Source organism: Flavobacterium sp., from assembly GCF_047602195.1.
In the GTDB taxonomy this organism is placed as follows: domain Bacteria; phylum Bacteroidota; class Bacteroidia; order Flavobacteriales; family Flavobacteriaceae; genus Flavobacterium.
Genome location: NZ_JASGHW010000004.1, coordinates 437,736 through 451,050, shown reverse-complemented (window position 1 = coordinate 451,050; position 13,315 = coordinate 437,736). Strand labels below are relative to the sequence as shown.

The following is a 13,315-nucleotide window of genomic DNA, read 5'->3' as shown; positions in this document are numbered from 1 at the left end:
CAAATGATATGGAACACTTCAAACTATTTTCAAACTGCAAGATCGTAAAAGGCGCCAGCCGGGCATTGATGATGGATTTGCAAAAAGAGAAATCTACCTTGATCCCGCTCGACCTGGCCGAGATTGTCGAAAGACTCGAAAGCGGCAGCACCATCGACGCGCTCAAGCAGATGTATGGCGCCGCGGAAGCCATCGGGCAATACCTCAATTTTTTAGTGTCGGGGAATTATGGATTCCTTTGCACGCGTGCGGATTTCGATTTGTTCCCGCCCATCGATTTCAAATTCGAAATCCCCAACCAGATCAGCAACGCCATCATCGAACTCAACACGGTCGATGCGGTCTTCAAGGATACCATTGGGCAATTGCACGGACTCGGCTGCATCTATGTGTCGATCGTCAAATATGCGCCGCTGAGTTTGGCCGAAATCAATGAAATCAACGAAATCATGCGCCCGATCCGCATGGTTTCCTATGAAATCCACGGGAAATACGATGCGGCCTTGACCCCCGAACTCATCGCGGGCATGACCGAGGTCTACCATACCAAAATCGTCTCGCTGCACCTGCACAACAGCCCATTCGCCAAAAAACTCGAGGTGGGCGACATTGGCAGTTTCGACGTGCACTACATCGAAAGCGACATTACCAGTTTCAAGCAATGCGGCGTGGTCAACCTCAAGAATTTCTACACCAACATCGACAACCTGGCTGAATCACTGAATCACAATAGCTGTCTCCACAAAAAACTGTCGATCGACCAGTTCGGCAACATCAAGAACTGTCCGGCCACGACCCAAAGTTTTGGCAACATCAGGGACACTACGCTCGCGGACGCGCTCAGGCAGCCCGATTTCAAAAAATACTGGAATATCACCAAAGATGAGATTGATGTTTGTAAAGATTGTGAATTTCGCCATATTTGTACTGATTGCCGCGCTTTCACCGAACAGCCCGAAAATCCGTATTCCAAACCATTGAAATGCGGCTACAGCCCGTATACCAACCAGTGGGAGGAGTGGAGCACCAATCCGTTGAAACAAAGCGCCATTGCTTTTTATGATATGCAGGAATTAATCAAAAAAGATGTTCAAATTTCCAAATTATAGGCAAGCCGAAACCAAAGACTGTGGACCGACCTGCATAAAAATCATTGCCAAATACTATGGCAAGGTCTTGAAAATACAGACGCTGCGGCAATTGTCCGAAACCAACCGCGAGGGCAGCAATTTGTTGTTCCTGAGCGATGCGGCCGAACAGATCGGTTTTCGGACCCTGGGCGTCAAGCTGAGCCTGAACAAGCTGTCGGAGGCGCCGCTGCCCTGCATCCTGCATTGGAACAAGGACCATTATGTGGTGCTGTACAAAATCAAGAAAAATACTTTTTACATTTCGGATCCCGCCGTCGGCCTGATCGAATACAGCAAGGAAGATTTCCTCAAATACTGGATCGGGAACAATGCCGATGAACATACCGAGGACGGCATCGCGCTTTTGATGGAGCCCACACCCAAATTCCACGAATCGGAATTCGACAAGGAAGACCAAAAGGCTTTTGGCTTCGGTTTGCTGCTGCGGTATATTTTTCCGTACAAATCGTTCGTGATCCAATTGACGATCGGGTTGCTCGCGGGCAGTCTGCTCCAGCTCGTGTTTCCCTTTTTGACGCAGAGCGTGGTCGATGTGGGCATCCACAACCAGAACATCCATTTCATCTACATGATTTTATTCGCGCAGTTGTTTTTGTTCTTGGGCAAAACGGCGCTCGAATTCATCCGTAGCTGGATTTTGCTGCACCTGTCCACGAGGATCAACATCTCGTTGATCTCTGACTTTTTCATCAAGCTCATGAACCTGCCCATCTCGTTTTTCGATGTGCGCATGACGGGTGACATCCTGCAACGCATCAGTGACCACAACCGCATCGAGCGCATCCTGACCACTTCGTCGCTGAGTGTTTTGTTCTCGTTTTTCAACATGCTCGTCATGGGCGCGGTCCTGGCCTATTACAACCTGAGCATTTTCGTGGTCTTTTTTCTGGGCAGTTTTTGCTATTTCCTTTGGGTGGTGCTTTTCCTCAAACGCAGGGAAACCCTCGACTACAAGCGTTTTGCCGAAATCAGCCAGGAACAAAGCAAGGTCATCGAACTCATCAACGGCATGCAGGAAATCAAGCTCCACAATGCCGAGAAGCAGAAACGCTGGGGCTGGGAATACATACAGGCGCGTTTGTTCCGCGTTTCGATGAAAAGCCTCGTACTCGAACAGACCCAGAACATCGGTTCGAATTTCATCAATGAACTCAAGAACATCCTGATCGTGTTCCTGTCGGCCAAACTGGTCATCGACGGACAGATTACACTTGGGATGATGATGGCCATCAGCAGCATCGTGGGCAGTTTGAACGGCCCGATCATCCAGTTGATCAGTTTCATCCGCGAGGCGCAGGACGCCAAGATATCGCTGGCGCGTTTGTCCGAAATCCACGACAAGGAAGACGAGGCGCAGGAAGACGACCAAAAAACGCACGAGATTCCCGAAGATGCCGACATCGTCATCAAGGATCTGGGATTCCGTTATGCCGGTTCCGATGTCAACGTGCTCGAAAACCTCAACCTGACGATTCCCGCGCGCAAGATTACGGCCATCGTGGGCAGCAGTGGCAGCGGCAAGACGACGCTGATGAAATTGTTGCTCAAGTTTTACGAACCCAGTTCGGGCAACATTTCGGTCCACAAAACCCCGTTGGAAAAAATCGCACAGAAAACCTGGCGCTACCATGTGGGCGTGGTCATGCAGGAAGGCTATATTTTTAATGATACGATTGCCAATAATATTGCCATCGGTGTGGATACCATCAACAAGGAGCGGTTGGTCTATGCCTCCGATGTGGCCAACATCCGCGAATTCATCCAGGACCATCCGTTGGGTTACAACACCAAGATCGGTATGGAAGGCATGGGCATGAGCACGGGGCAGAAACAGCGTTTGCTGATTGCGCGCGCGGTGTACAAAAATCCGGAAATGTTGTTTTTCGACGAGGCCACCTCAGCGCTCGATGCCAACAACGAAAAGGAAATCATGCAAAAACTCAACCTGTTCTTCAAGGACAAAACGGTCGTGGTCATCGCGCACCGCCTCAGTACGGTCATGAATGCCGACCAGATCGTGGTGCTCGAAAAAGGCAAGGTCGTCGAAATCGGGAACCACCAGGAATTGGTCAACCTCAAGGGAAGTTATTTCCAACTGGTCAAAAATCAACTGCAATTAGGGACGTAAATTATGGAAGATCACAACACCTCTTTTGAATTGCGAAGCGAAGAAGTACAGGAAATCCTCACGCGGGTGCCGCATTGGATCATCCGCTGGGGTTCGGTCGTGATCCTGACGATCATGGCCATGCTCTTTTTTGTGTCCTGGCTCGTCAAATACCCCGACATCATCCCGGCTGAAATCATCATCACCACCAATGTCCCACCCCAAAAACTCAAGGCCAAGACATCGGGGAAAATCGAAACCATATTGGTCCGCGACAAAGCGGTCATTTCGAAAAATACGGCCATGGCCATCATCGAAAACACGGCCAATTACAAAGATGTCTTCCTGCTCAAGAGCATTGTCGATACCATCGACATCGACAAGAGCAGCTTTCCTTTCGAGAAGCTCAAGGCGTTGCAGCTCGGCGACATTGAAAGCAGTTTTGCCGTGTTCGAAGAAAGAATACGTTGCCGAAGCCTTGAACCAAAAACTCCAGCCTTATAAGGTGGAAGGCGCTTCCCAAAGTTATGAGGGCACACAGCTCAAGGAACGCTTGAATTTACTGGAATCCCAAAGAACCCTCAACGAAAATGAATTGGCTTTGCAGAAAAGCGACCTGGATCGCTATGAAACCTTGCACAAAAAAGGGATCATCGCCCAACAGGAAATCGAAAAACAACGTTTGCTTTACCTGCAGGCACAGAAAAATTACAAAAGCCTGCTCAGTACGATTTCGCAACTCAAGTCTTCACTCAACGAGCTCGATCGCAGCAGCAAGACCACCAAAATCAACGAGAACAAGGAAACGGTCAATCTCGAGCGCAATGCCATCCAGGCGTTTTACCAGCTCAAAAAAGCAATCAAGGACTGGGAACTCAATTATGTGCTGCGGTCGGCCATCGATGGGAAAGTTTCCTATCTGCAGCTTTGGGCCGAGAACCAAACGGTCGATATCGGTGAGAATGTATTCACGGTCATCCCAACCAACGAACACGGTTTCATCGGGAAGGCCAAGGCCAAGGCGCTCAATTCGGGCAAGATCCGGATCGGACAGATCGTCAACATCCGTTTGGCCAATTATCCCGATACCGAGTTTGGAACTGTCCGTGGCACTGTAAAGGCCATATCGCTTACCCCTGACAAGGACGGCAACCTGCTCATCGATGTAGCGCTGCCCCAGGGCCTGGAAACCTCTTATGAAAAGAAAATCGTCTTCCACCAGGAAATGGCCGGTACCGCCGACATCATCACCGAAGATTTGCGGTTGATTGAACGGTTGCTGTACCAGTTCCGCGACATTTTTAAACGCTAGCCTATTTTTCCACCGCGACGATCTTGTTCTTGATCGCATACAACACCAACCCGATGCGCGTCTTGATCTCGAGTTTCTGGAACAGGCTTTCGCGGTAGCCGTCGATGGTTTTGGGACTCAGGCACATGCCCGAGGCAATCTCCTTGTAGGTTTTCTCGGTACAGGCGAGCTTGATGAATTCGACCTCGCGTTCCTTGAGTGTGACCTTGTTGCCGTGGTTGCCCAATTGGTTGACGAGCAGCCCCGAGACCATCTCCGAATAATAAAATCCCTTGTTGTGGGTTTCGAGCAACGCCTCATACAACGTCTTGGGGTGCGTGTCCTTGAGCAAATAACCCTTGGCCCCGTTGGTGATCATGCGGATGATGGTGTCTTCGTCATCGTTGACCGACAGCGCGATGACCTTGAGTTCGGGCCGGTTGGCCTTGAGCCATTTCATCGTTTCCACGCCATCCATGATGGGCATGTTGACGTCGAGCAATACAATGTCGGGCATTGGGTCGGCTGTGGCCAATGCCTGGATGAATTCCTTGCCGTTGCCGTAATTGCCGACGACAGCAAACTCCTTGAAACTGCCGATCAGGAACGACAGCGACTGCGAGAACAGCAGGTGATCGTCTACAATCGTGATTTTGATCTGGTCCATAATCAATGGTATTCTTCGGTGTGAATGGGATAATCTATCTGTATTTCGGCGCCTTTTCCAGAAGCCGACTCGATCTGGAAACGCGCCCCGATGACCTGCGCGCGCGTCTCTATATTGGACAGCCCATTGCCTTTGGCGACGGTTTTGGCATCGAATCCTTTCCCCGAATCGGCAATCCGGATGTTGCAACGATGGTCGTCAAAATGTACATCGATGGCAATGGTTTCGCTGTGCGAATGCTTGAGAATGTTCGAAATCGACTCCTGCAAAATGCGGTAAATGATCGTTTCGTGCTCGCGGTTGATGGGCTGCACCGGACCGCTGACCTGCAAACTGCATTGTATTTTCTTGAGCTGCTCGATGCGTTGCAGATCGTCGGAGACCGCATCGATAAAACTCGACTTGATCACGACATCGCCGTTCATCAGTTTGGACAACACGCGGATTTCATCGAGCGATTTGTTGACGAGGTACCTTAGGTTGACCAAGCTTTCCTTGGTGCATTGGCTTTCGTCTTCGATCAGGATGTTCATCTGCATGAGTGCCACTGCGAGTACCTGTCCGATGTTGTCGTGCAATTCGCGGCTCACCGTGGTCAGCGTTTGTTCCTTGATTTCGATTTTGGATTTGATCAGCTCCGACTGGAACAACAGGTCGTCTTCCATCTTTTCGACCAAGAAACGCGATTTCTTTTTCTGGAAAAAATAAAAAAGCGTAAACAACGTGAGCAGTAAAGTAAACAATACGATACTTGAGGAAATGATCAATAGTTGTATTTCTTCTCGCTGCATAGGAATCCCACTATAAAACAAAAATTCATTAGTAAATTTAAGAAAAATAGTATTAATCCGTAAACAGAAGGACTATAATCGATTAAAAACCAACGCAATGACAACATAAAGGGCAAAAACGGGACATGAAAGATCAAAATCCCGAGTACAAACCAAAAGAAAATCGATTTGCTGTAATTGAGCACGAGGTTCGAACTGAACAATTCGAGCAGGTACAAAAAACCCAATACCACAATGCACAAAACCCCCAACACATAACTATTGGTCAGGATTTGCCCGAAATCGCGTTGCAGGAACAGATAGTTGATGCCAAAAAATAGCCAAAACAAAAACAGCAATACCAACGACAGGCTCTTGTAGGCGGCTTTTTTGAGCAACATCTGGAGGATTACGATATACAGGCTGAAAATCGCCAGGATGTATACATTGTACACCCCATAATTGAGCAATCCGGTCCACTTGGTAAAATGCGTCCCGATGGTTTCGGTAAGTACAGAAAACCCGATCGACATTACAATCAATTTTGCTTTGCGGTTGGGCAATTTGTTCCAGGAAATCAATCCGCAGATGCCCGACAGCAAAGCCAAATAAACAATAAAGAATCTCAGGTTTTCAAACATAAATCAGGCTCCGTATTCAAATTTGGGAGGGTTGCCCATCGAGCCGAAATTCATCGCCTCGATGTCCAGGATGTCCCTTGAAAAAGGTTCCTGGGTATCGTCGCCCGCTTTCTTGCCCGTGGGTGCCAAAAACAGCGTCGTGTATCCGGCGTGCCCATTGGGCGCCGTGTCCGGATAAACACCCATATAGAAACGGATGCCCTCGACGGCATATCCTTTTTTCGCCCCCTCTTCTTTAATATAATTGATGTATTCTTCCAATTCCGCCAGTGAATACCACACGGCATTGGAATCGTCTTTGCCCAGCACCGATTTGTGCAGTTCGGCCCTGGTCTTGTTGTAATTGGCGCTCAGTTCCCTGGCGGTTTCTACATTGATTGCTTTTTCCGGTTTCATAATGATTTGTTTTGTGGTTCTCCACAAATCTAGTCCTAACCCAATAGCAGCGCAAGGGGAAAAACCCCTTTTTTGTACTCAAATCAGGCTAAAATGCCGTTCTTCCTTGTCGTATTCGCTTTTGATTCCGAGCAACAGGTTCTCCTTCGAAAAGAAAATCAACCTTTTCCTCGAGCGCCAACAAAGAGGCATGCATAATGGCCGAGACAATCTGGGCACCGGTCAACTCATATTCTATCGCCAACTGTCCGATCAATTCTCGGTTGGCGCCGATCTTTTTCGGGATGGCGTTGGCCCACAATTTCAGGCGCTGCTCAATGGTCGGCTTGGCAAACTTGACGATCGAATTGAACCGTCGCAAAAACGCATCGTCGATGTTGTTCTTGAAATTCGAAGTCAGGATGACCAACCCGTTGAACCGCTCGATGCGTTGCAGCAAATAGCTCACTTCCTGGTTGGCATAACGGTCGTTCGACGATTTGGCGCTCGTGCGTTTGCCAAACAACGCATCGGCTTCGTCAAACAATAAAATCCAGTTTTTGTGTTCGGCCTGGCGGAAAATCTTTTCGAGGTTCTTTTCGGTTTCGCCTATGTATTTCGATACCACCTGCGACAAATCGATGCGGTAGACCGGTCGGCCGAATTGTTTGCCGAGCAAGGTTGCCGTTAGCGTTTTTCCCGTCCCGGATGGACCGTAGAACAAAGTTCGGAATCCAGGCAGGAGGTGTTTGCCCATGCCCCAGTCGGTCATCAGGGTTTGGTGGTGGCTGATCCAGAGCTTAATCTGGTTGATTTGTGCCGCAACGGTTTCGTTGACCACGAGGTCGTCCCAGTCCATCGGCGTACTGACTTCCTGTGCCGGAAAATCAGACCCGAACTTGGGTTTGAGTTTTTCGCCATACGACAGCAAATGCACCACCGCCTTGGGCAAAATGAGTTTGCCGCTCATCATCGGCTGGCCTTCGCTTACTTGCTCCAACAGCAAAATATTTTCTTTGGCAAACCAATGTTCGGGCGAAAAAAGCCGCTGGATTTCGAGCCGAGAATCGATGGCTTCCCCGGCCAATACACAAAGTACGGTTTCGCCCGTGGGCATCATGCCGCGGTGATTGCCTTCCCGGACACCCCCGAATTCAGGGAAATCGCCACCGTCCGGATGCAGTTCGCGTACAATCTCGTCAAAAAAATCGGGATGGACATGCGGAGCCAACGCCATCAGCAAAATGACCGCTTCCTCATGCGTGGTGGGCCGTTCGAGCGCCTCGGCAAATGAATTTTCGAAATCGAACGACTGGCCGTCTTCGGCTGTTGAAAACTGCGCGAGCAGGAATTGTTTTAAAGCTTTGAATGGCATAATCTGTCTATTAAATGAAACTTATTCTGAGTAGGTACCTTCTTTGTAATCCGAAGTATTGTCGAAGAAATCCTTCGTGAAAGCGGTCGGCTCTTTTTCGGTGGTTTTCCAGGATTTGTAAAGGTAGTTGACCTTGATCGGGGTTTTTTCTTCCACATCGACGATCGCTTTCCTTTTGTTGGTCAGACCTGCCGGACAATTCTTGACCTTTTTGCCACTGTAATCCGGCTCTACGGTATAGTGGATGACCTTGCCCGCGTTGAGGTCGGCCTTGACCGTTTCCTCGATATCGACGTTGTGGTCCTTGTTGCCCTTTCTGGTGAGCGGGGTTAGGTTCCTGAAATCGTTGCCGCTACCGCCGAGGTTGTGGTTGAGCAAATGCCCGAGGATGTAATAGGTCGAATTGCCGTTGCGCTTTTTCTTGAGCGTGTCATAGCCGTCGTTGGTCACGCCTGGTACCGAACCGATAGGCGGTTTGGTCGACTTGTGCAGGTTTTTGACTTCCATCTTCTTGGCAAACCCATGCGGGGTCAGTCCGCCGAAATTGAGCTCGAATTTGCCCACGCCGTCAATGTCAAACAAAGGCGGCATGTAATTGCTCAGTGTCGTGACATGCCCGGTGACTTTTTCATATTTCTTGACCTGTTCGGTTTGGTAATCGGCGTTGTTGCCTCCGAGGTTCCTTTTACCGAGCTCGGCCTGCAAGGCATCGAATTCGGCCTCGGCGGCATCCTTGGCTTGTTTCTTATTGCCTTTGACCGTCCCAATTCCCTTGAGGAAATCCTTGAACGTTTTGGGATTACTGGCCACCATGAGTGTCATGTTGCTTTCGCTACCGTTGAAATAAAGCGTATGCGATTCGCCGTCCTCGGTCTTGAATTTCTTTTTGATGCCGAGGAATTTCAAGATTTTCTCCCCGTATTTGACTGCGGTTTCCTTGGCTTTTTCCTTTTTTTCCTCGGCCCAGGCTTTGCCTTTCTCGACGACCTTCATCGATTTGTCGATGATTTTGTCCAACCCGATCTTACTGACGATTTGTTTGATCGAGAGCGCAATTTTCTTGAGGATCATGTCGATTTTCGGCTTGATTTTCTGCTGGATGAATTTCTGCACCTTGCCCACGATGCCGTCCAAACCGAGAACGGCGGCAAGAAAGCTGATCGCCAGGCTCAAAAACGAACTGAACACGCTTTCGACTTTTTCGGCGGCACCGCCAATGTCCTTGCGCAAAATGTTCCCGAACGAGTCGATGATGCCCTCAATAATCTTGAGGATTTGCGCGGCCTTCTTGAACAACGTGATCACGAATTTGATCAGCAATTGCGCCGCACGGATAAAACCTGCCCCCGGGATCAACAGCGACAACAGGATTTCAATCGCCTTGCGCGTGATGGTTTCCACGACAAAGGTCTTGACGTTTTCGATCAGCATTTCCTTGAGGTCCGAGAATTCTTCCTTGATGAATTCCCAGAGTCCGGCGAGTCCTTTTTCGTTGAGGATCTTGAAGATGTTGAGCAGGTTGTTTCCGGCTTCCATGCCCATCTCGACGCCTTTTTCGATGAACTCAAAACGCTGCGGCCCGATCGCTTCCTTGACCATCGCCTTGATTTTCTGGATCGTAATGCCCAAGATCTGTAGTACCAAACTCGTAATGCCCTCGAGATTGAGTTCTTTGGGCAAGACAATGTCTGAGCCCATAGAACCGGTGAGCCATTCCAGGACGCCTTTGACCAAATGCTTGTCAATATTGTTTTTGAAATTCGTAAATCCCTGACCCACCCCGTCGCAAAGGTTGTCGAAGAACTCGATCGGGTCGTCGAGGATTTCGCTCGCGTATTTGGCCGCTTTTCGCGCGATGGCCACAAGCGCGTTCTTGAGCTCGATGATGGTATTGATGACGGCCTTGACCGCATCGATGGCCCGGTCGAGCCAGCTTTTGTTTTCTTCCTTGGCCTTCTCGAAACGCGCGTCGAGGTCTTCGAGGGCGGCCGCGAATTTTTCGGTGACCGTATCGATGATCGCGCCTTCCTTGCTTTCGACGGCACTTTCGAGTTCCGCAAATTTGGTCACCGATTCGTTGTAGACCGAATCGGCTATCCTTCTGGTTTCGGTCGATTGCTCGTTCCAAAACCGGTCGGCTGCGATTTTTCCGTCTTCGATCGTCTTGACGGCTAGGCTCAGGTTCGAATCCACGATGCGTACCAAATCATCGATCGGGCTTTGCATGTGCTGGATGAATTCCTTCTTGGCGATGTCGAATATCTCAATCTCGCTGAGCCGGTCATTGCCTGTGATTTTGGAACCCACCCAACTGAAAAAACCGGTGTTGTCGTCGAGCAGGCTGGCCACACGCGATGAAAATCGTTGCAGATTTTGGGTAATCTGCAGACTGAACACCCATTCGATATAAGTATCAATGCGGGCAAAACACGCCAACACTTCGCTGTTGGAATGGGCGAAAATGTCATCGAACCCTTTGCTTACCCGTTCCCTGATGGCATTTTCCTCTTGGCTCTTGGCGCTTTGCTGGGTGAACCGCCCATTGTTGACCGTGTTGTTTTCGGAGCGCATGCCGTTGTACTTGGCATTGATCGCGCGCGCATTGCCCTGTTGGGTGGCCGCGATGGTCTTGCGTTCCTGTTCGCGGTATTGGCTCGTGAGCTGCTGGGCTTTCTGTTGGGAGGTTTGTTTTTGGTTGTCGGCGTTGATGAATTTGGGTTCGTTGCTGTTTTGCAGCTTTTCTGCCGAAAGATTGTTCTGGGCGTATTGGTCGTCGAGTTTTTTGGTTCTCGAGCTCAGGTCGGTTTCGGCATCCGGTTTTTTGGACGGCGCCAAATCTGCCCGATGCCGTGTGGTTGTCGCCGTTTGGGGGGCTTCTGCCACAAGGGCTACCGGATTCTCGGAAGTCACTTCACGCTCGGGTGTCCGAAGGGTTGAAGGCGGTGCGGTACTGGCTTCCACCTGTCCGCCCGCATTGGTTTTTTCGGCGCCGACCGTTTCATTGATTTGTTCGGTCACTTCGGGTTTTACACCGCCGTTGCGCTTGATCTCGTTGGCTTCGTCCTTGCTTTTGATGGTGGCGTTGATTTGTTCGCGCAGTTTTTCCCTGAAATTCTCGGCATCGAATTTTTTGGAAGGTTGTTCGGCCATGGTATCTACCTGATTTCGGTTGGCCGAAGATTGGTTGGTGCGTTGCGCCGGTAGGATTGCCGATTGCTGCATTTCGCTTTGGACCACATCGGGTTTCTTGTGCTTTTGGTATTTTTTGGAAGTCGACTTGATTTCCTTGACCGGTTTTTTCAAGGTCGCAATCGCGGTGGCTTTTCCATCGGGTTTGGGTTGGACAGCCTTTTCAGCCGTTTTCGTGGCAGCAGGCGCCATGACCCGTTCCTTGGCTTCGTTGAGCTTGACGTTAAGTTTTTTCTTGGCCTTGAAAAAAGGTTTCTTGGCCTTGGGCGCCGGGACCGGACTGGATAAAAGGGCTTCTGCTTTCATGTGTCGCATTTAATCGGTTAATCCCAGTAACAATTCATGTAGTCGAGCATCCATGGCGTTTTGAAAAGACCGATGCCCCAAGGCAGTTGTTCGAGCAGGATGTCGACCCCTTTTTCTGCTACCCACAATTCGAAGAAAGGATCGTTCGACGCATCGATTTTTCCTTCCCTTTGCAGGAATGTTTCCCTCAGTGCCACAATCGAGGAACCGTTCATGGCCTTCCAATGTTCGTTGACCGCCTCAAGCAATTGATGGCATTTCTGCTTCTCGTCATCGCTGAGCTGCAGTTGGGTGTTGATGACACTTTCGACGGGCAATCCACACAGGATTTTATTGAGCGCCAATTCATTTTCAAAAAAAACCGTTTCTCCCGAAACCAAATATTGGGTAAGCAGTACCGCTTTGTGCTGGCTGGGTTCGCTCGTCCAATGGTTGTCCTGACACAGTCCTGTTTGTTCAAACAACGTCGGCAGGAAAGGGTGCAGGATCACCAACCCGGCGTTTTCGACGTACAGGAATTCCTGTGCTGGCGAAGTCAATTCAGTCGTTTCCTCCATCGTTTCCCGGAACTCGAGCACCTGCAATTGGGCCGCGTTTTGTTCGAGAAAAAACTGGATTTCATCCGGAAGTGCATTCCGATGCGTTGCTGTGGATTGGTTGTTGGCGTAGGCAAAAACCGCCCGCATTTCGGTGGCAGAAATTTGCATGTGCTGCTGTGAAATCTGGAGAAAAGCCTCCAACAATTTCATGGCTGACGGTGTCTGCCGATGCAACAGGTAAAACCATTGCAACAGTTCCAGCCATGCCGGATCGAGGATTTTTGAAGCCGAAATAAAAGCGACCGGCTGGCCCTCGAAAAGCTTTTGGAAGAACAGCGGTAATGCTTTGGGCTGCGCTACAAACGACCAGACCTTTTGTTTGAATTCTGGCGGAATGGCAAAAACCCAACGGATCCAAACGCTTTCCAGCAACGTCATTTCGGTCATCAACCGCTGTACAAAAGCCGCATCTACGACCAACAAGGCCAGAATTTCTACCAGTTTTCGGGAAAGTGAATTCTCCGGCAGTAATCCCGTTTTCAAGAAATCGAAGAACAGTTTTTCGGCCTGTTGCGTGTCGGAAATCCATCCCAATTCGGCTTCGTATCCTTTTTTTTGTTTTGGAAAAACAGGTGCATGCGTTTGAAGGTAACACTCGATTTGCTGCAACGCGGCATCCACCAATTCCTGTTTCCAGTTCCGCGGACTGACCGGCGGCAATTCAACCGTGAGCGCATCAATGTTCCAAGTGTGATGCGCAACGGCGTACCGATCGAGCAATTGCTGCAGTTTGGGATAAAAATCACCCTCGAGCACCTGACCCAATTGCGATTGTATTTCCTTCCCAAGATTTTGGGAGGAACAGTCGACGTCGAGGATATGCTGGCGAATCAGGTGCATGCTT

The 13,315-nt window shown here is 49.7% G+C and carries 11 protein-coding genes; 4 read left to right on the top strand and 7 right to left on the bottom strand.

From position 1 onward, the window contains the following. Positions 1 to 8: 8 nt before the first annotated feature. Genes gwsS through QM717_RS08355 form a run of 4 tightly spaced genes read left to right on the top strand, consistent with a single transcriptional unit; the run spans position 9 to position 4,570 of the window. Positions 9 to 1,109: a grasp-with-spasm system SPASM domain peptide maturase gene (gene gwsS / locus QM717_RS08370; protein WP_415036752.1), complete on the top strand. Its 1,101-nt coding sequence runs from the start codon at positions 9 to 11 to the stop codon at positions 1,107 to 1,109. Further along, positions 1,087 to 3,279, top strand: a complete 2,193-nt coding sequence (locus QM717_RS08365; RefSeq protein ID WP_415036750.1) for a peptidase domain-containing ABC transporter — start codon at positions 1,087 to 1,089, stop codon at positions 3,277 to 3,279. Before gwsS ends, QM717_RS08365 begins: the two co-directional genes overlap by 23 nt. A gap of 3 nt (positions 3,280 to 3,282) precedes the next feature. Further along, complete coding sequence (locus tag QM717_RS08360; protein ID WP_415036748.1) at positions 3,283 to 3,762, top strand: hypothetical protein; 480 nt, start codon at positions 3,283 to 3,285, stop codon at positions 3,760 to 3,762. After that, on the top strand, positions 3,689 to 4,570 hold the full coding sequence (locus tag QM717_RS08355; RefSeq protein ID WP_415036746.1) for an HlyD family secretion protein: 882 nt from the start codon (positions 3,689 to 3,691) through the stop codon (positions 4,568 to 4,570). The genes QM717_RS08360 and QM717_RS08355 overlap by 74 nt, the downstream gene beginning before the upstream one ends. Before the next feature lies 1 nt (position 4,571). Here the strand turns inward: QM717_RS08355 and QM717_RS08350 are convergent, their stop codons facing one another. From QM717_RS08350 to QM717_RS08320, 7 genes are all read right to left on the bottom strand, one after another. Then, positions 4,572 to 5,216, bottom strand: coding sequence for a response regulator (locus QM717_RS08350; RefSeq protein ID WP_415036744.1), 645 nt, complete (start codon positions 5,214 to 5,216; stop codon positions 4,572 to 4,574). Positions 5,217 to 5,218: 2 nt separating this feature from the next. Beyond that, a complete protein-coding gene (locus QM717_RS08345; RefSeq protein WP_415036742.1) occupies positions 5,219 to 6,007 on the bottom strand; it encodes a sensor histidine kinase in 789 nt (262 codons plus the stop codon). Then, a complete protein-coding gene (locus QM717_RS08340; protein WP_415036740.1) occupies positions 5,980 to 6,627 on the bottom strand; it encodes a hypothetical protein in 648 nt (215 codons plus the stop codon). Before QM717_RS08340 ends, QM717_RS08345 begins: the two co-directional genes overlap by 28 nt. 3 nt (positions 6,628 to 6,630) lie before the next feature. Further along, on the bottom strand, positions 6,631 to 7,023 hold the full coding sequence (locus QM717_RS08335) for a hypothetical protein (RefSeq protein ID WP_415036738.1): 393 nt from the start codon (positions 7,021 to 7,023) through the stop codon (positions 6,631 to 6,633). 88 nt (positions 7,024 to 7,111) lie between these two features. Further along, positions 7,112 to 8,377, bottom strand: a complete 1,266-nt coding sequence (locus QM717_RS08330) for an ATP-binding protein (RefSeq protein WP_415036736.1) — start codon at positions 8,375 to 8,377, stop codon at positions 7,112 to 7,114. Positions 8,378 to 8,398: 21 nt separating this feature from the next. Next, complete coding sequence (locus QM717_RS08325; protein ID WP_415036734.1) at positions 8,399 to 11,872, bottom strand: hypothetical protein; 3,474 nt, start codon at positions 11,870 to 11,872, stop codon at positions 8,399 to 8,401. A gap of 17 nt (positions 11,873 to 11,889) precedes the next feature. Next, entirely contained in the window at positions 11,890 to 13,311 is a 1,422-nt protein-coding gene (locus QM717_RS08320) for a contractile injection system tape measure protein (protein WP_415036732.1), read from the bottom strand. Positions 13,312 to 13,315: the final 4 nt, after the last annotated feature.

Coding starts and splice junctions, on each gene's coding strand:
- gwsS (WP_415036752.1), top strand. CDS start 9: ATGGAACACTTCAAACTATTTTCAAACTGCAAGATCGTAAAAGGCGCC.
- QM717_RS08365 (WP_415036750.1), top strand. CDS start 1,087: ATGTTCAAATTTCCAAATTATAGGCAAGCCGAAACCAAAGACTGTGGA.
- QM717_RS08360 (WP_415036748.1), top strand. CDS start 3,283: ATGGAAGATCACAACACCTCTTTTGAATTGCGAAGCGAAGAAGTACAG.
- QM717_RS08350 (WP_415036744.1), bottom strand. CDS start 5,216: ATGGACCAGATCAAAATCACGATTGTAGACGATCACCTGCTGTTCTCG.
- QM717_RS08345 (WP_415036742.1), bottom strand. CDS start 6,007: ATGCAGCGAGAAGAAATACAACTATTGATCATTTCCTCAAGTATCGTA.
- QM717_RS08340 (WP_415036740.1), bottom strand. CDS start 6,627: ATGTTTGAAAACCTGAGATTCTTTATTGTTTATTTGGCTTTGCTGTCG.
- QM717_RS08335 (WP_415036738.1), bottom strand. CDS start 7,023: ATGAAACCGGAAAAAGCAATCAATGTAGAAACCGCCAGGGAACTGAGC.
- QM717_RS08330 (WP_415036736.1), bottom strand. CDS start 8,377: ATGCCATTCAAAGCTTTAAAACAATTCCTGCTCGCGCAGTTTTCAACA.
- QM717_RS08325 (WP_415036734.1), bottom strand. CDS start 11,872: ATGAAAGCAGAAGCCCTTTTATCCAGTCCGGTCCCGGCGCCCAAGGCC.
- QM717_RS08320 (WP_415036732.1), bottom strand. CDS start 13,311: ATGCACCTGATTCGCCAGCATATCCTCGACGTCGACTGTTCCTCCCAA.